A 16,451-nucleotide genomic window follows, 5' to 3' on the forward strand; every position below is an offset into this window, starting at 1 on the left:
CATCGGCCGATTCGGTCGCACCCGGTGCCCTCGTTCTGGAAAAAACGAGGTCATGAGCTTGGTCGGGAAAGCTGCGCACTCAGTCTGTGCCGTCCCCCATCGGGCTGCCACTCGAAGTCGATCGCGTCCGCGAGGCAGTGGTCCTTGAATTCCCGTAGTCCTCGCCGCCGGACTCCCGGCCTGATCCGCCAAGCGCGGGCGCAGGCCCCGAGCGGAGTCCTGCTGCCATCGGGTTGCGGTGATCGACCGAACGGGTTGCGGCCACTCCCGCTTCGGGGCCGTGCCCCGCGCTCCCTGTTTCTCACCGTTCCAGCGGTGCGCGAAGGCCGCGTACATCCGGAGAGGAAAGGCCGCGAGGGTCACGCCCACGATTGGGGTGCGGCACAGCCGGCGAGCGCGACGTACGGGGCACCGCTGCCGCTGTCGGGCCGGCGAACAGCCACAAGGTCGCCCGGGTGGCGGCGGCGATGGGCCTGCGTGTGCGCATCCACGTGGCGACTCCCGCACCTGCGACCTGCCCGGTGGCCAGTGCCGCGACGGCGAGACCCCAGGCTGCGGAGACCCCCGGACAGTCCTTGGCCACGAGCGGGCCGAGCACTCCGCTGACGGCGCTCAGTGAGAGCTGCTGCGACACCCGGCGGTCAGAGGGCGGACGAGTCGCTCAGAAGGTGGGCGGCGAGTGCGCCGTACGCGCCGGTGGACAGAAGACGAGCACCGGGCAGCACCACACGCCGGGTGGGGAGCCGGCATGCACGCGTGACTGTCACGGCTGACGGGGGTGGCGTCCGGAGTCGCAGCGGTGGTGAACACCACGCGATGGCCGGAGCAGGTGACCAGGATCCCGTCCAGACAGGCGCTGCCCCGGCGGGCGATGAGCGCGGCCTCGGTGACGGTGGTCGCGGGCGGCGTCCGCGCAGCGGGGGCTGTCCTGGGAAAGACGCTCCCTCCGGTCGACCGGGCGCATCATGGGCAGCTCTCCGGTGGTCGGCGCTGGTCGTCCACACGAGGCCCGGCAAGATGCTTCTGCGGCTCGTTAGTGCTGTGGCCGGAAAGGTTTACCGGGAAGCTCGCGATGTCCGGTGCGGTGCATCGCAAGGCAGAGGATCGCAGCTCGTACTCAGCCGTACTCGCGCGATGCGACAACGGTGGGGTACCTCCTGTGCCCGAAGGGCTACGGGGGAGAGGTGCCGTGCCTGGGGGCACCTCCCAGCGGGTAGCTGGGGGAGTCGCGAGCCGGTGAAGCTTTCCGGTCAGCACCAGCCCTTGGCGGCGTGCACTGTCCCGGCGTATCGCTGGGCGAAGCCCGTGCCGTCGTCGGCCGCGACGGTCATGTCGTATCGTCCTCCGTCCGTGGGCCACATCAGGGCGGCCTTCTCGCGCGGGCCGACCAGCTGCGTGCGTACCTCGCCGCCGAAGTCGTTCGGGGTGATGGTGAAGCACACAGCCTTCCCGCCGTCGTTGGCCAGCAGCAATTCGACCGATGCGTTCTCCGGCTTGTCGCCCCGCAGGACCGCTGTCGCCCGAGGGACGGCATTGTCGTCCTGATCCGATCCCTTCACCGTCCCGGCGAAGCGGCGGACGAAGCCGTCGGCGCCGTGGACGGTGAAGTCGTAGCGCCCGGCGGTGCGTACCGCGTCCCACACATAGCCGGCGGTGCTGTGCGGCTCGACGGTGAACGGCGTTCCGGTGAACGGCCGGGCGATGTTCGGGAACACCGTGAAGGGGAAGGCCACCGTGCCCTCGTTGGCGAGTGTGCAGGTGACCTTGCCGGTGGTGCGGTCCACCGCGATGTCGGCCCATGGGCGGTACGGCAGGGGCCGGTGCGGCCGCGGACCGCCCTGCTCCTGCGTCGGCATGATCTGTGTGCCGGGCGCCGGAAGCTCCACCGGTGGCAGCCCCATCGCCGCGTCGGCCTGCTCTCTCAGTGCGTGGGTGTCCGGCAGGGCGGGAACGGAGAAATCGGGCCGGGTGAAGTCGAAGCAGCTCGTGAGGTCGCCGCACACGGCGCGGCGCCACGGGGAGATGTTGGGTTCCTGCACTCCGGTGACGACCTCCAGGAAGCGCAGCACGGAGGTGTGGTCGAAGACCTGGGAGTTGACCCAGCCGCCCCGCGACCACGGCGATATCACCCACAGCGGCACGCGGTTGCCCAGCCCGATCGGCTGCCCGTCCACGAATTCCTCAGGGGTTCCGGTCGGCGGGAACGGCGGGATGACGTGATCGAAGAAGCCGTCGTTCTCGTCGTACATGACGAGAAAGACGGTGTGCCGCCACACGTCCGGGTTGGCGAATACCGACTGAAGAGCCGTGTTGACCCAGTGTGCGCCGTAGGCGGGGCTGGCTGCCGGATGCTCGCAGAACAGGTACGGCGAGACCAGCCAGGACACTGTGGGCAACGTACCGTTCTTGCAGTGCTCGTCGAACGCCGACAGGTCCCACTGCGTCATCGCGTCGATGTAGCGCGGGTCGTCCTTGTCGAAGGAGTGGAACCGGGCGAAGTATTCGAGGGCGTTGTCCTCGTAGTTGCCGTGGCGCTCGTCCACGCCGGGAGTGTGGTAGACGCGCCAGGTGACACCGGCGGCAGACAGGCGCTCCGCGTAGGTGGTCCAGTCGCAGACCGGGTTGTCGGGCATCGGGGTGTTGTCGATCCACGGGCCGGTCGTGCCGTCACGGCCCGGACCGACCGTGCCGGTCCACAGGTAGAGGCGGTTGGGGCTGGTGGGTCCGGCGAGTGAGCAGAAGTACGCGTCGCAGAGGGTGAATGCGTCAGCAAGGGCGTACTGGTAGGGGATGTCCTCACGGGTGAGGTAGCCCATGCTCTGCTCGCCCTTGGCCGAGGTCCAGCGGTTCATCGCGCCGTTGTTGATGGCATCGTGACCGGTTTCCCAGTCGTGCGGCAGGCCGTCCGCGTTCTGGGCGTTGTACTTCGTGGAGTCCATCCGGTAGGGCAGCAGGAAACCGCCGTCGGTACGCGACGGGGTGGGCTGGTGGAACACGCTGTCGCCGTTCGGGAACGTCAGCGCCTGACGGTCGCCGAATCCCCGCACACCGTTCAGTGTGCCGAAGTAGTGGTCGAAACTGCGATTCTCCTGCATGAGGATCACGACGTGGCGGATGTCGTCCATGGTGCTAGATCCTTTCCGTGGACGTGAGGAGAGACACGAGCAGGGCCAGGTCGGCCCGCTCCAGGGAGTCGAGGACTGTCCGCCCTGCCGAGTCCTGGATCGGTACGGTCGAGGGCACGGCCAGCACCGCGCAGCCGGCGGCCTCGGCCGAGGCGACACCCGCGGGCGAGTCCTCGACGACCACGCAGGCGTGCGGATCGACGCCCAGGGCGGCGGCTGCTGCCAGATACGGGTCAGGTGCCGGCTTCGTGCGGAGGGTGTCCTCGACTGCGAGTGTCAACACGAACCGTTCCTCCCCCAGGGCCTTGCGCACGAGGTCGACGACATGGCGCGGAGATGCGGAGACGATCGCCGTGGGGATCCCGGCGGCGGCCAGTTCGTCGAGCAGGCCCAGTGCCCCCGGGCGCGGGACGACTTCGCCGGCGACACGGGCGGCGAACGCCGCATCCAGGGCGGCGGAGAGAAGGCCGGGGTCGGGGGCCGCCGGGCCGCCGGTGCGGTGCAGGTGAGCGGCGGTGTACGCGGCGGGACGGCCCAGCACATGGGGTGTGTCGGCGTCAGTCAGCGGCCGTCCGATACCCTCTGCGACCTGTTCCACCGCGGCCCGCCACAGCCGCTCGGTGTCGACGAGCGTGCCGTCCATGTCGAACAGCACGGCAGCGGGAAGGGCGGGCGCGGCGATGCGATGGTTCATGGTGTTCTCTCCGGTGTGTGGCGAACCGGCGGCAGCGAGCGCTGTCCGCGTCGGATGCCGAGGGCGTCAGCTGGGTCGGGTCGAGTGGGTCCGAGTCGCCCGGTCGAACGTCGGCAGGAGCCGTCAGCTCCCATTGCCACCGCCGTCCGACCCGCGGTGGCGGTCCACCAGCACCGGACGGTCCGGCAGCGTCAGCGTCACCGCCGCGCCGACCGGGAGCATGGCCGTGGAGGAGCTCGGTACGTCGGCCATCACCTCCGTGCCGCCGGCCAGTCGTACCGTCACTCGGGTCGTCGCGCCCAGGAACGCCGCGCCCACGATCCGGGACGTGCCGTTCCCGTCCGCCGTGACCCCGACCGCCTCCGGCCGTACCAGTACGTCGACATGGCCCGTGCCCCGGACGACCTCGGTGGAGCCCGGAAGCGTCCCCTGGACGGGCAGGGTGCGGCCGAGCACGTGCACGGTCCTGCCGTCCGTCCCGGCCCGGGCCGGGACTCGGCTCATCACGCCCACGAACTCGGCGACGAACGCGGTCGCGGGGCGCTCGTAGAGCTCCGCCGGAGGGGCACACTGCTCCAGTCTCCCGGCGCGCATCACCGCGACCCGGTCGGCCATGGAGAGGGCCTCCTCCTGGTCGTGAGTCACGAACAGGGTGGTGATGCCGAGTTGCTGCTGGAGGCGGCGGATCTCCTCACGCAGCGTCGACCGCACCTGTGCGTCGAGCGCCGACAGCGGTTCGTCGAGCAGCAGTACGCGTGGCTGCAGTGCCAGAGCCCGGGCCAGCGCGACCCGCTGCTGCTGGCCGCCCGACAGCTGGTACGGGAAGCGGGCGGCGTGCTGCGGCAGTCCGACCAGCTCCAGGAGTTCGGCGGCGCGAGCCCGTCGCGCGGCCTTGCCCACCCCGCTCATCCGCATTCCGAAGGCGACGTTGTCGACGGCGGTCAGGTGCGGAAAGAGGCTGTACGACTGGAACACCATGCCCGCGTCGCGGCGGTGCGCAGGGACGCATGTGACGTCCTGGCCGTCCACGAGCACCTCGCCGGCGTCAGGTCGCTCGAAACCGGCGACCGTGCGCAGTGCGGTGGTCTTCCCGCAGCCGGAAGGGCCCAGCAGGGCCAGCAGTTCACCTGGGCGGACCGCCAGGTCCAGCCCGTCCAGCGCCGTCGTGGCACCGAAGGCTCGACGCAGCCCGCGGAACTCCACGCTTGAACCGGCCCGCGTCGGGGTGATGTTTTCCGGATCGGTCAGAACATTGGTCATTGAGACTCCTTGGGACGGCGAGCCCGCCCGGCGGCGGCGATCACCAGCAGCAGCACCCAGGTGCCGAGGAGGCCGACCATGGACACGGCAACGGACATCTGTGCGTGCGAGCCGCTGAGGGCGACGATCCACACGGCGAACGGCTGGTAGCCGAGGACCGCGGCGACGGTGTACTCACCGAGCACGAGGGCCAGCGTCAGGAACGCGGTGTTGAGCAGCGCCCCACGCAGGTTGGGCAGCACCACATGGAAGAGGGTGCGCGGCCACGACGCCCCGCACGCCCGCGCGGCCTCGACGAGTACACGCAGGTCGATGGCGGTGAGCCCGCTGTCCAGTGTGCGGTACGCCAGCGGCAGCGCCATCAGGGCGTACGCGAGCACCAGGACGAAGGGGAACTCCGGGTTCTGGAGCGCGACCAGGGCTCCGAAGAGCGGGGTGCCTGCGAAGTGGTCCGGTCCCCAGCGCAACACCGCGCTGATCCCGGCGACAAGGGCGACAGCGGGTACGACCAGCGGCAGCAGGCACACGATCTCGACGAGCGTGCGCAGGCGCGGCGCAGCCAGCCGGACCGTGACCAAGGCGGGTACGAGCAGGCCCAGGACGAGTGCGATGGTGGCCGTGGCCAGTTTCAGGGTCAGAGCCAGACTGTCGGCGAAGCCGTCGGCACCGAAGATCCCGGTGTAGGCATCGAAGCCGATGCCCTGGCGCGGGCCGCCGATCCCGATGCTGAAGGCGACGGCGCATGCGAGCGGGACCAGGAAGTACACGCCGGTGAGCAGCCACACGGCGCCACGCCCGTATTCGGGCCTTCTCAAGCGAGCCATCGCGCGCTCCTTCGCTGCAGCGGCAGCTGGACGGCCATGACGAGCCCCGCGACCAGCACCATGTCGACGCCGAGCGCCAGGGCGACATTGCCCTCGCCGACCAGGACGTCGCCGGACAGGGCGTCCGCGATCTGCATGGTGACCAGCGGTACCGAGCTTCCGACCATCGCGGCGGCGGTCGCGTACGCACTGAACGCACTGCCGAACAGCAGGACGAAGCCGCCGAGCAGCGACGGCATGAGAATGGGCAGCGCGACGTGCGTCCAGTACCGGAAGGCGCTCGCGCCGTTGTTGCGGGCGGCCTCCCGCCACTGCCGCCGCAGCCCGTCCAGAGCGGGGGCGAGCGTGAGCACCATGAGCGGAATCAGGAAGTAGAGGTAGGCCAAGGTCAGCCCCCAGAAGCTGTACAGATTCCAGCCGTGGCTGCGCAGGGCGAAGTGGGTCGTCAGCACCCCGGCGTTGCCGAGCGTCGCCACGAACGCGAACGCAAGCGGCACACCTCCGACATTCGCCAGGACGCCCGCGCCGGCCAGCGCCGCCTCGCGCAGAGCACGGAACCTCGAGGTCACCACCGCGTGGGCGATCGGCAGGCCGACGACAGCTGCGATCAGCGCGGAGACAGCGGACAGTTCGACGCTGTTGATCAGTGCGGCCAGGTGAGGGCCGTGCAGCGAGGCGATGAAGTTGGCGCCGGTGAAGCGAGCCCCGCCCGGCATGGTTTCTGGCGTCGTGAACGCACCGAACACCATCGTCCCGGCAGACAGGCCGAACACCACCACGGCGAACACGAGCAGCGGCAGGACGCCCAGCCAGCGTGCCGAGCGTGGAAGGCGCCACCGCCGCGCGGCCCCGTGGCTGGTGGTGCCGCCGGAGGAGCGGGGCAGGCTGTCACCCCTGGCGGCCGTCTGAACGGCACTCATTCGGCGACCGCCTGGGCCCAGCCCTGGGCAACAGCCTGCTTGGCCTTGCTGATCTGAGCCTCGGTCGGGAAGGCCGTCGTGCCGTTGCCGGGCGCCGGCGGGAGCTTGGCTGCGGAATCGGCGTCGAGAGTGCCGGCTTGCTGCATCGCGGGCATCAGAACAGGGCGGGCGTGGCCCTTGAGCCACAGGTTCTGGCCCTCGGGGCTGTACAGGAACTCCTGCCACAGGCGCGCCGCGGCCGGGTGAGGTGCCCACTTGGCAATCGCCTGCGAATAGTACTCGGAGTACACGCCGTCGGTCGGGATGCTGACCTTCCAGTCGACGCCCTTGGCGCGGAGCTCGTCGGAGTACCCGGAGTTGAGGTAGTCCCAGTCGATACTGATCGGCGTCTCACCCTTCTGAATGGTCGCAGGGGTCGACTCGACGGGGTTGAAGTTGCCGGCCTTCTTCAGACGGGCGAAGAAGTCCAGGCCGGGCTTGACGTCGTCGAAGGAGCCCTTGTTGGCGAGTGCCGCGGCGTACACGCTACTGAAGGACGAGCCGGACTTCGTCGGATTGCCGGTCAGTGCGATCTGCCCCTTGTACTGCGGATCGAGCAGGTCGGCGAAGGTCGTGGGGCACTTCTTGACACGAGCCGCGTCGCAGCCGATGGAGACATAGCCGCCGAAGTCGTTGTACCAGCGGGCCTGGGCGTCCTTCTGCCCCTTCGGAATCTGGTCGAAGGCGCTGACACGGTACGGCGCCAGCAGGTTCTGTCCGGCCGCGCTGATGGCGAAGGCACGGCCCACGTCGATGACGTCCGGAGACCGGTCCTGGCCCTTCCGGGAGGCGATCGCGTTGATTTCGTCCTGGCTGGCGGCGTCGGGGTTCTCGACCTCCACCTTGATCCCGTACTTCTTCTCGAAGGTGTCGATGATCTCGCCGTAGTTCGCCCAGTCACGGGGAAGGGCGATGGTGTTCAACTTGCCCTCCTTCTTCGCGGCCGCAACAAGGGCGTCCATGCCTCCGAGGTCCTGTGCCGAGGTGGCGGCCGCAGCCTTGCCGCTCCCGCCGTTTACATCATTTGCGCTGGTCAGACCGCATGCAGTGAGTCCCATTGCGGCCACGACAAGGGAACAGGCGAGGCTCACTGAACGAACGCGGTGCAGTCTCATGAGGTTCTCCTGGGGGAGCAAATTTGGCTGTACAACTTCGACTCATTACCTCCGGAGGTGGTGTCCGGAAGGTGAACGCCGACCTACGCGTGTGTGGTCTTGACAGGAAGAGGTCGTGTGCCGGCGCCGCACGTGGAACATGGTTGATCAACGGGACCGACGAGCGGTTAGGGTCATGTCAGACAGCGGAAGACGACTGATGGCGAGGGAGAGCGACATGGCGGGCGCAGGCGGGGGCGCAGCTGGAGCCCGGTACCGGCAGTTGGCTGCCGATCTGCGCAAGGCCATAGCCTCCGGCGACTACGAGTCCGGCGGGCGTCTGCCCAGCGAGGAGGAGCTCGCCCAGCAGTACGGCGTCTCCCGCGGCACCGTTCGCCAGGCGCTGGCCGTGCTGCGCGCCAACGGCCTCGTCACCTCGCGACGTGGCTCGCGGCGCGTCGTGCTCGGCACCGCACGCACCCAGAGCTTCTTCGAGCTGATGAGCTTCACCCGCTGGGCGCGCTCGCTCGGAGATGAACCGGGCGGACGCACGATCGACGTCGAATTCCGTCTCGCCACCCCGTTGGAGTGCGAGCAACTCGCCCTCGCACCTGGGGCACAGGTGTACCGGGTGCTGCGGGTACGCACGCTGTCGCGCGTGCCGGTCATGATCGAACGCACTGTCTACCCCGAGTACATCGGTTCCCTGGTCGGCGGCCTGGATCCCGACGCGGCCTCACACACCGAGTCGCTGGTGGACCAGGGAGTGGTGTTCACCGACGCCGAACACACCATTGACCTCGTCTTCGCCGATGCCGAGGACGCGCGCCTGCTCGGCTGCGTCATGGGCGCACCCCTGATGCGGGAGCGGCGGCGCGTGACGGATCCCGCGGGCACACCGCTGGCCTGGTCGGAGGACCGTTTCCTGCCGGGCACGGTTTCGTTCACGGTGCACAACTCGGTGGCGACGACATCGCTGTCGCGCCGACGCGGCTGACCGACGATCCCGGACGGACGTCCGCGCGTCCGTCGGCACCACCCTCGGCCCCTTCCTGCTGTGGCCGCTCACCCGGACCAGCGCCCTCGGCATCCTCAAGGCCGGGCCCGCCGGCTGACGGCCCTGGAGCGGATCCGCCGGTCCGTCTTCTTCGGCGACCGCCTCCCGAGCACTACAAGGCATCCGATCAGAAGATCCTGCGCTGTCCGACGGTCCGCAGCTACACGGGGCTGCTGTGCGGCGTGGTGATCAGGCTGCTGGGTTTCGGTGTCGTCCTGGCGGGCTGCCGGCGAGGGGAATGGTCCAGGGGACGCTCCGCTGGGACGAGTTGCTCATGCAGGTGCTGCGCGGGAGCGCGCTGCTCTTCCTCGACGCCCAGGGGCTCCACTCGCTCGCCACCCTGGACGCCCGGATCGCCCGCGAGTGTTCGGCCCCTCCGAGCCGGAACTGCTGCAGCGGCGCATCGACGAACTCGTCATCAGCCGGGCGGCGGTCGTGCAAGCGGTGGACGCCGAACGCCGGCGCGTCGAGCGGGATCTCCACGACGGAATTCGGCAGCGCCTGGTGGCACTGGCCATGCTGCTCGACCGGGCACGCAGGGGCCGTGATCCCGAGCAGGCGAACGCCCGGGCAAGGGCGGCGCGAATCCAGCGGGCAGCGGGCTGAGCGGGCTGCGCAGCAGGGTGGCCACGCTCGACGGCGCTCTGCACATCCACATCCCAGAGGGGGAGCGGCCACCATTGCCGCAGAGCTTCCATGCGCGTGATGATCGCCGAGAAAGGGGGTTCGGTGGAGAGGAACCTCAACACGATCTTCGAAAAGCTGGAGCTGTCGCACGCCACCGGTTACAACCGAGGCTGGCGGTCCTGAGGTATCCGAAGTCGTAGCGGCACCGCGGGGCCGCCGCCGCACGGTCCCGCAGCCGGCCGGTCAGGCCTTCTTGACCACACTCGACTTGAGCTGCATGGCGCCGAATCCGTCGATCTTGCAGTCGATGTCGTGGCCGTCGACTGCGTCGATCAGACGAATGTTGCGCACCTTCGTGCCCGCCTTGATCCCCGAGGGGCTTCCCTTGACCTTGAGTGCCTTGACGACGGTCACGGTGTCGCCGTCGCTCAGTACATTGCCGACGGCGTCCCTGACCACCCGCTCCGCGGACACGCTCGCGTCGTCCGCGTCGGCCGGAGCGGCGGAAACCCACTCGTGGCCGCACTCCGGGCACACCATCAGAGCGTTCATCTCGTAGGTGTACTCGCTGGAGCACTTCGGACACGGGGGGAGATTCTCGATCATTCGACCAGAATATCCGAACTCCAGAACGACCGCCGTTGCACAACGCAAAATGCTGGTCGGGATCACTCCCGACCAGCATTCACTGGTGTCCGAGGGGGGACTTGAACCCCCACGCCCGATAAAGGGCACTAGCACCTCAAGCTAGCGCGTCTGCCATTCCGCCACCCGGACCAGGTGTCTGTCTCGCGGCCCTGGGCCGTTCCGACGTGGAAAACAATAGCAAACATTCGGGGGTGCTCGATCACACCGGGGTCCGTGTGAAGGGTGCATGACGGCCGAAGGCCGCCCTTGGGGCCCGGGGGTGCGGCGGGGGAGGATGGGAGCGACCGCCAGCGGCGACAGGGAGGAAGCAGCGTGAGCGAGTCGAACAGGGCTGACAGGTCCGTGCCCGTCTCCGGCGAGGACGAGGTGGTGGACCTCTGTCGCGAGCTGATCCGGATCGACACCAGCAATTACGGGGAACACTCGGGGCCCGGTGAGCGTGCCGCCGCCGAGTACGTCGCGGAGAAGCTGGCCGAGGTGGGGCTGGAGCCGGAGATCTTCGAGTCACATCCGGGCCGGGCCTCGACCGTGGCCAGGATCGAGGGCGAGGACCCGTCCAGGCCGGCCCTGCTGATCCACGGGCACACCGATGTCGTCCCCGCCGACGCGGCCGACTGGACCCACCATCCGTTCTCCGGCGAGGTCGCGGACGGCTGTGTGTGGGGACGCGGCGCGGTCGACATGAAGGACATGGACGCGATGACCCTCGCGGTCGTGCGGGACCGGCTGCGCAGCGGGCGCAAGCCCCCGCGGGACATCGTGCTGGCGTTCCTCGCGGACGAGGAGGCGGGCGGCACCTACGGGGCCAGGCATCTGGTCGACAAGCACCCCGGTCTCTTCGAGGGCGTGACGGAGGCGATCAGCGAGGTCGGCGGGTTCTCCTTCACCGTCAACGAGCAGCTGCGGCTCTACCTCATCGAGACGGCCCAGAAGGGCATGCACTGGATGAAGCTGACCGTGGACGGCAGCGCCGGGCACGGCTCGATGATCCACAAGGACAACGCGATCACCGAGCTCTCCGAGGCCGTGGGGCGGCTCGGCCGGCACAAGTTCCCGGTGCGGGTCACCAAGACCCTGCGGCACTTCCTCGACGAGCTCGGCGACGCCCTCGGCACCGAGCTCGACCCGGAGAACATGGACGACACGCTCGCCAAGCTCGGCGGCATCGCCAAGCTGATCGGCGCGTCGCTGCAGAACACCGCCAACCCGACCCAGCTGGGGGCGGGCTACAAGGTGAACGTGATCCCGGGGCAGGCGACCGCTCACGTCGACGGACGGTTCCTGCCGGGGTACGAGGAGGAGTTCCTCGCCGATCTCGACCGGATCCTGGGGCCCCGGGTCAAGCGCGAGGATGTCCACGCCGACAAGGCGCTGGAGACCACCTTCGACGGGGCTTTGGTGGAGGCGATGCAGACGGCCCTGGTCGCCGAGGACCCGATCGCGCGCGCCGTGCCCTACATGCTCTCGGCCGGCACCGACGCCAAGTCCTTCGACGATCTGGGTATCCGTTGCTTCGGTTTCGCCCCGCTGAAGCTCCCGCCCGAGCTGGACTTCGCCGGGATGTTCCACGGCGTCGACGAGCGCGTGCCCGTGGACGGACTGAAGTTCGGTGTGCGGGTACTGGACCGCTTCCTGGACGCCTGCTGAGCGCGGGCCTGCCGCACCACGAACGACAAGCCAATAATCGGTAGGTTGTGCGCACTTGACCGGTACGGGTGAATGACGCCAGGGGCTCGTAGCCCCCCTCATTCCCCCTCGTTACAGAGGGTGCGATCCGCGGCTTGGATCGCATTGCCAACGAGGAGGAATGATGATCAAGAAGGTCGTCGCTGCTGCGGCTGCCACCAGTGGTCTGGTACTGGCCGGAGCGGGCATGGCCGTCGCCGACTCGGGTGCCCAGGGTGCTGCGGTGAACTCTCCCGGCGTCGCGTCGGGCAACAATGTGCAGGTGCCGATCCACGTGCCGGTGAATCTGTGCGGCAACACGATCTCCGTGATCGGGCTGCTGAACCCCGCCTTCGGCAACTACTGCGTTAACGACTGACGTTGTGCCTCGCCCCACAAGGGGCTGAGCCCGGCGGCCCCGGAGTGCGCGCCATGCACTCCGGGGCTGTCCGGTACACGGGCCCGGGGCACCGACGTCCGCGGGCTTTCCGGAAGGTAGAAGGCAGGAACCAACCTATGCGACAGGTCACCAGAAAAGGCCTGATCACCATGGCGGCCGCGAGCGGCGTCATCGCCGTCACCGGCGGCTACGCGCAGGCGTACGCCGACGCGAACGCCAGCGGTACCACCACGAACTCTCCGGGCGTGCTGTCCGGGAACGCCGTACAGGTGCCGGTGCACATCCCGGTCAACGCGTGCGGGAACAGCGTCAATGTCATCGGTCTGCTCAACCCCGCATTCGGCAACAGGTGCGCCAATGTCTCGCAGGCCCAGTCCGGCGGCAGCGCCGTCACCGGTGGTGGCGCCACCGCGGGGAGCCAGGTCACCGGCTCGCCCGGCGTCGTCTCGGGCAACAACATCCAGGCGCCGGTCGACGTGCCCGTGAACGCGTGCGGCAACAGCGTCAACGTGATCGGCCTCGGCAACCCCGCCTTCGGGCAGAACTGCCACAACGGGAGCACCAGCACGTCGGTCACACCCCCCGTCACCACGACGCCGCCTCCGGTCACGACGACCCCGCCTCCCGGCGGAACGACCCCGCAGCCCCCGGGCCGCACGCACGTGCCCCCCGGCGGGAAGAACCCGGAGACCCCGAGCTCCCCCAGCGATGAGAAGCCGCACAGCCAGCCTCCCGCCAGGCCCAGCGTCCCCAACCAGCCCCCCGGCTCCCTCGCGGAGACCGGCGCCGGCGACATGCTGGGCGTGGCCGTTCCGGCCGGCGCGATGATGCTGCTCGGCGGCACGGTTCTGTACCGCAGGGCGCGTTCTTCGGTCTGACCTGGAGCAACGGACGGCAGGAGACGGAAGACGGAGAGGGCCTCGCGACCGCGGGGCCCTCTCCGTCTTCACCAGGTGGCGCGCAACTGGCGGATGATCCGCCGACGCAGCCGCACCTTGCGGCTGCCGTCTCGGCGCACACTCAATCGGTCCAACTCCCAGTGTCCGTACTCGGCATGGTCGGTCAGCAGACGCGTCGCCTCCTTGCGGGACACCCCGCGAGGCACGTACACATCGACAAATTCGTATTCCGGCATCGCATCTATTGTGCGGGCAGACGCCCGGTACGGATAGCGTCTGCACTATGTCTGATGCTGCGCAGCCCACCGCTGCCGAGGTACGCGCCGCCGCCGAGGCGCTCAAAGTCGCGCTGGACCGTCACCTCGAGGCGGTCGAACGCCGCACCGGGGACGAGGATCCGGCGGTCTACGCCGCGTTCAACGCGCTGGCCGCGGCGGCCGAGGTGTACGACGAGCGGCTCTACGACCGGTACGACGAGGTCACGCCCTTCGAGATCCCGGCCGGCGAGGACGCCCTGCCGCCGTACGCCGGCCCTGAGGAGCCCCATGCGCTCAGCGTGCTGATCCGCCGCGACTACGCGGTGGTGGAGCCGCAGCGGCTGCTCTCCCAGGCACAGCGCATCACGGACCTCGATCCGGACGCCGATCTCGGCATCCGTGGGCAGACGTCTGCGGTCGGGAGCGTGCACGCGGCGCTCGGCGTGCTTTTCGGCGAGTACGAACCGGACGAAATCGCCTCCCGGCACAAGGAGTTCGGCCTTGACGAGGGCGACTCCACCATCTGGGTGACCGCGGCAGACGAGCTTTCCGAGCCGGGGGAGTGGCTCGACACCCCGTTCGACCAGGCAGACCCTCTGCGTGTGGTGTGCAGATTCGACATCAGTTCCGTCTTCGACGAGGAATACCTCGACGAGGGCGACGACTACGACGAGAGCTGACGGGCCCCGGCCGGTGCCGGGGCCGTATCGGCGTCCTGGCACCGGCCGCCCCGTTCACTCCGCGGCCGGCAGCAGCCCGCGCAGGAGCGTGCCCAGGCGGGTCGTACGAGGCCGCTCAGACCGTTCGGCGACGGCCTCGGGGAGGGCCTGGTCGACGCCGTGGACCACGGACAGGTGCCGCTCGCCGCGGCCGAAGGCCGTGTAGACCCAGGGCCGGGTGAGCGCCTGCGTGGCATCGCCGGGCAGCACCACGACGACCGCGGGCCAGCGCATTCCGGCGGCCTGATGCGCGGTCAGCGCCCAGCCGTGCCGGACCAGTGACGCCACCCGCTCCTTCGGGACGACCGTCCTCCTGCCCTCGCAGTCGAGCCGCAGTCCCTCCGCGTCCGCGCCCAGAACCGTCCCCGGCAGTGTCCTGCCGGGCGCCGGGGTGTAGGCGATCCTGTCCCCCGGGTCGAAGCCCCCGAAGCGGCCGGGGCCGGGGTTCAGCCGTTCCTTGAGCGCGATGTTCAACGCCCGCGTCCCCGCCGAGCCGCCGTGCCCCACCGTGATCACCTGGGTCTGCTCCGCGGGCACGCCGATTGCTCTCGGCACGGAGTCGGCCACCAGCTGAACCGTCCGGTGCACCGCCTCGCCGGCGTCCCGCACGGGGACGATGACCACCTCCCGGCCCGGCGCGTCCACCCGGTTCAGCTCGCCGATCCCGATCCCGGAGACCAGCTCCCCGATCGGGCCCGGATCAGGGGTCCGGGAGACCACGACGGGGCAGGCACGGGCGGCCAGCACATCGGCGAAGACGTGCCCCGCGCCGGCCGACGGCAGCACCCCCGGATCCCCGCTGAGCACCAGCCGGCCGCCGTCCGGCAGCGACTCCAGCAGCATCGCCGCGGTCTCCACATCCAGCTGAGGAGCGTCCAGGACGACCAGGACGTCCAGGGCGAGTGCCCCGTCCTCGTCCCGCCCCGGGCCCTCCGAGCCGGAGAGCAGCCCGGCCACGGTGGCCGCCGCGCCCGGTCCGGTCAGCTCGGCCAGGCGTCGACGCCCGTTCTCGCTGTGGGCCGTGGCGTACGCCCTCAGGCCCAGCGCGGCCGCGGCCGTGACCAGCGCGGCCGGCTCGGCGCGCGCCGCCTCGCCGCCGGTGTGCGCGACCAGGCCGTGCGCCGCGGCCGCGTGGATGAGGTCGGCGGCGGAAGGCGAGGGGGCGGCGGTGGCCGCGGACTCCCATTCGGCGTCCTTCGGGGCGCTGTTGACCAGGCGCGCCAGACCGTCGGCGAGGCTCTCCTCGGCGAGCGCGAAGCGGTCGAGCCCGAGCAGGACGGGCACCGGCCGCTCGGCTTCCTCGTCCGCCGGGCCCTCCTCGAGCCCGTCCTGGAAGACCAGCACCGCACCGTCCTCGATGGCGCTCTGCAGCGCCACGTCGGGGTCGGGCACCGCCAGCTCCGCGAGCCCACGTCGCACCTCGTCCGACAGCAGCGCGGTGTGCCCCCGGAGCGCCGCGCGTTCCAGCAGCCAGCCGGTCAGGGCCGTCGCCCGGCGCTCGTCCCCGGGCCCGCACTCCGCGCCAAGCAGCGCCCGGGCGAAGCCGTCGGCCTGCTCCGGCCGTATGCCGGGCACGGCCAGCAGCTGCCATGGGTTCTGCCGCAGCGTCTCCGGAGCCTGCTCGCCCAGCGATTCCGCGACCCGGTCCGCGAGCGCCTCCGGCGCCCCGCCCTCGGACAGCACGGCCCTGACGGCCGCGACGACACCGGGCGCGACGGCGGCCGCGGGGCGCGGCGGCTGCGGGCGAACGGGCGCCTCGGGAGCCGGGGCGGCCTGCCGCGGTTCCGGTGCCGGGGTGGCGAAGAAGGAAGTCCCCGGCTTGTCGCCGGTCTCCACGGCCCGCACCGCGGCGAGCAGATCGGCGGCCGCCCCGCTCAGCTTCGTCCCGCTCTCGATCGAGCCGCCCTTCTCGGCCTTGCGCTTCTCGATGCGCGCCCGCAACTCCCGCTGCGCGGCCAGCTCGGCCTGCGCCTCGGACAGCTCGTCTCCCTGTTCGGCTTCCTCGCCGGCGCCCCCGGCGGAGTCGCCGTCCTCGGTGTCGGGTACTTCGGCCTCGTCGACGCCCCCGGCTTCTTCCTCATGGGCCGGATCCGCCTGGGCAGGCGGGCTGCCGGCGGCCGGCGACTCGGGCAGACGACCGTCCGTCGCGGAAGGCGCGGCCTCCGGGGCAGTCGGGGGGGTCCCCGTCGGCATGGCGATGTCGGCGCCGTCGGCATCACGGCG

15 protein-coding genes and 1 tRNA gene are annotated in these 16,451 nt (G+C 70.2%); 6 read left to right on the forward strand and 10 right to left on the reverse strand.

Features of this window, described 5'->3' with window-relative positions:
• Positions 1-1,250 precede the first annotated feature (1,250 nt).
• From ABD858_RS28710 to ABD858_RS28735, 6 genes are all read right to left on the reverse strand, one after another.
• The gene (locus ABD858_RS28710) at positions 1,251-3,125 is read right to left on the reverse strand and encodes a phosphocholine-specific phospholipase C (RefSeq protein WP_345042868.1); all 1,875 of its coding nucleotides are present in this window, start codon (positions 3,123-3,125) and stop codon (positions 1,251-1,253) included.
• A gap of 4 nt (positions 3,126-3,129) precedes the next feature.
• A complete protein-coding gene (locus tag ABD858_RS28715) occupies positions 3,130-3,819 on the reverse strand; it encodes an HAD family hydrolase (protein ID WP_345042871.1) in 690 nt (229 codons plus the stop codon).
• A 123-nt stretch (positions 3,820-3,942) separates the two neighbouring features.
• Positions 3,943-5,079 (reverse strand): ABC transporter ATP-binding protein, encoded by a 1,137-nt coding sequence (locus ABD858_RS28720; RefSeq protein ID WP_345042873.1) that lies wholly within the window; start codon positions 5,077-5,079, stop codon positions 3,943-3,945.
• Positions 5,076-5,903, reverse strand: coding sequence for an ABC transporter permease (locus tag ABD858_RS28725; protein WP_345042875.1), 828 nt, complete (start codon positions 5,901-5,903; stop codon positions 5,076-5,078). Before ABD858_RS28725 ends, ABD858_RS28720 begins: the two co-directional genes overlap by 4 nt.
• Positions 5,891-6,823, reverse strand: a complete 933-nt coding sequence (locus ABD858_RS28730; protein ID WP_345042878.1) for an ABC transporter permease — start codon at positions 6,821-6,823, stop codon at positions 5,891-5,893. The genes ABD858_RS28725 and ABD858_RS28730 overlap by 13 nt, the downstream gene beginning before the upstream one ends.
• The gene (locus ABD858_RS28735) at positions 6,820-7,977 is read right to left on the reverse strand and encodes an ABC transporter substrate-binding protein (RefSeq protein ID WP_425586268.1); all 1,158 of its coding nucleotides are present in this window, start codon (positions 7,975-7,977) and stop codon (positions 6,820-6,822) included. Before ABD858_RS28735 ends, ABD858_RS28730 begins: the two co-directional genes overlap by 4 nt.
• Positions 7,978-8,194: 217 nt before the next feature.
• Here ABD858_RS28735 and ABD858_RS28740 point away from each other — a divergent pair, with 217 nt between their 5' ends.
• On the forward strand, positions 8,195-8,953 hold the full coding sequence (locus tag ABD858_RS28740) for a GntR family transcriptional regulator (RefSeq protein WP_345042882.1): 759 nt from the start codon (positions 8,195-8,197) through the stop codon (positions 8,951-8,953).
• 423 nt (positions 8,954-9,376) lie between these two features.
• Positions 9,377-9,619, forward strand: coding sequence for a histidine kinase (locus tag ABD858_RS28745; RefSeq protein ID WP_345042884.1), 243 nt, complete (start codon positions 9,377-9,379; stop codon positions 9,617-9,619).
• A gap of 264 nt (positions 9,620-9,883) precedes the next feature.
• Here the strand turns inward: ABD858_RS28745 and ABD858_RS28750 are convergent, their stop codons facing one another.
• A complete protein-coding gene (locus ABD858_RS28750; protein WP_345042887.1) occupies positions 9,884-10,246 on the reverse strand; it encodes a zinc ribbon domain-containing protein YjdM in 363 nt (120 codons plus the stop codon).
• Positions 10,247-10,329: 83 nt separating this feature from the next.
• Positions 10,330-10,417: transfer RNA gene (locus ABD858_RS28755), tRNA-Leu, on the reverse strand.
• A gap of 183 nt (positions 10,418-10,600) precedes the next feature.
• Here ABD858_RS28755 and ABD858_RS28760 point away from each other — a divergent pair.
• The 3 genes from ABD858_RS28760 (at position 10,601) to ABD858_RS28770 (ending at position 13,231) form a co-directional block, all read left to right on the forward strand.
• Entirely contained in the window at positions 10,601-11,935 is a 1,335-nt protein-coding gene (locus ABD858_RS28760; protein ID WP_345042889.1) for a M20/M25/M40 family metallo-hydrolase, read from the forward strand.
• A 163-nt stretch (positions 11,936-12,098) separates the two neighbouring features.
• Complete coding sequence (chpH, locus tag ABD858_RS28765; RefSeq protein WP_345042891.1) at positions 12,099-12,332, forward strand: chaplin ChpH; 234 nt, start codon at positions 12,099-12,101, stop codon at positions 12,330-12,332.
• A 137-nt stretch (positions 12,333-12,469) separates the two neighbouring features.
• Complete coding sequence (locus ABD858_RS28770; RefSeq protein WP_345042894.1) at positions 12,470-13,231, forward strand: chaplin; 762 nt, start codon at positions 12,470-12,472, stop codon at positions 13,229-13,231.
• 68 nt (positions 13,232-13,299) lie between these two features.
• Here ABD858_RS28770 and ABD858_RS28775 read toward each other — a convergent pair whose 3' ends face one another.
• On the reverse strand, positions 13,300-13,488 hold the full coding sequence (locus ABD858_RS28775; protein ID WP_345042896.1) for a DUF5703 family protein: 189 nt from the start codon (positions 13,486-13,488) through the stop codon (positions 13,300-13,302).
• 47 nt (positions 13,489-13,535) lie between these two features.
• Between ABD858_RS28775 and ABD858_RS28780 the strand changes: the two genes are divergently transcribed.
• Entirely contained in the window at positions 13,536-14,189 is a 654-nt protein-coding gene (locus ABD858_RS28780) for a hypothetical protein (protein WP_345042898.1), read from the forward strand.
• 54 nt (positions 14,190-14,243) lie between these two features.
• On the opposite strand, the gene ABD858_RS28785 is transcribed toward ABD858_RS28780, so the two are convergent.
• Positions 14,244-16,421: a helix-hairpin-helix domain-containing protein gene (locus ABD858_RS28785; RefSeq protein ID WP_345044972.1), complete on the reverse strand. Its 2,178-nt coding sequence runs from the start codon at positions 16,419-16,421 to the stop codon at positions 14,244-14,246.
• Positions 16,422-16,451: the final 30 nt, after the last annotated feature.

Origin of the sequence: Streptomyces sannanensis (assembly GCF_039536205.1) — a bacterium.
Classification (GTDB): Bacteria; Actinomycetota; Actinomycetes; order Streptomycetales; family Streptomycetaceae; genus Streptomyces; species Streptomyces sannanensis.

Bases quoted from the DNA above. Each gene is read 5' to 3' on its own strand.
- ABD858_RS28710 (WP_345042868.1), bottom strand. From the start codon at position 3,125: ATGGACGACATCCGCCACGTCGTGATCCTCATGCAGGAGAATCGCAGT.
- ABD858_RS28715 (WP_345042871.1), bottom strand. From the start codon at position 3,819: ATGAACCATCGCATCGCCGCGCCCGCCCTTCCCGCTGCCGTGCTGTTC.
- ABD858_RS28720 (WP_345042873.1), bottom strand. From the start codon at position 5,079: ATGACCAATGTTCTGACCGATCCGGAAAACATCACCCCGACGCGGGCC.
- ABD858_RS28725 (WP_345042875.1), bottom strand. From the start codon at position 5,903: ATGGCTCGCTTGAGAAGGCCCGAATACGGGCGTGGCGCCGTGTGGCTG.
- ABD858_RS28730 (WP_345042878.1), bottom strand. From the start codon at position 6,823: ATGAGTGCCGTTCAGACGGCCGCCAGGGGTGACAGCCTGCCCCGCTCC.
- ABD858_RS28735 (WP_425586268.1), bottom strand. From the start codon at position 7,977: ATGAGACTGCACCGCGTTCGTTCAGTGAGCCTCGCCTGTTCCCTTGTC.
- ABD858_RS28740 (WP_345042882.1), top strand. From the start codon at position 8,195: ATGGCGGGCGCAGGCGGGGGCGCAGCTGGAGCCCGGTACCGGCAGTTG.
- ABD858_RS28750 (WP_345042887.1), bottom strand. From the start codon at position 10,246: ATGATCGAGAATCTCCCCCCGTGTCCGAAGTGCTCCAGCGAGTACACC.
- chpH (WP_345042891.1), top strand. From the start codon at position 12,099: ATGATCAAGAAGGTCGTCGCTGCTGCGGCTGCCACCAGTGGTCTGGTA.
- ABD858_RS28770 (WP_345042894.1), top strand. From the start codon at position 12,470: ATGCGACAGGTCACCAGAAAAGGCCTGATCACCATGGCGGCCGCGAGC.
- ABD858_RS28775 (WP_345042896.1), bottom strand. From the start codon at position 13,488: ATGCCGGAATACGAATTTGTCGATGTGTACGTGCCTCGCGGGGTGTCC.
- ABD858_RS28780 (WP_345042898.1), top strand. From the start codon at position 13,536: ATGTCTGATGCTGCGCAGCCCACCGCTGCCGAGGTACGCGCCGCCGCC.
- ABD858_RS28785 (WP_345044972.1), bottom strand. From the start codon at position 16,421: ATGCCGACGGGGACCCCCCCGACTGCCCCGGAGGCCGCGCCTTCCGCG.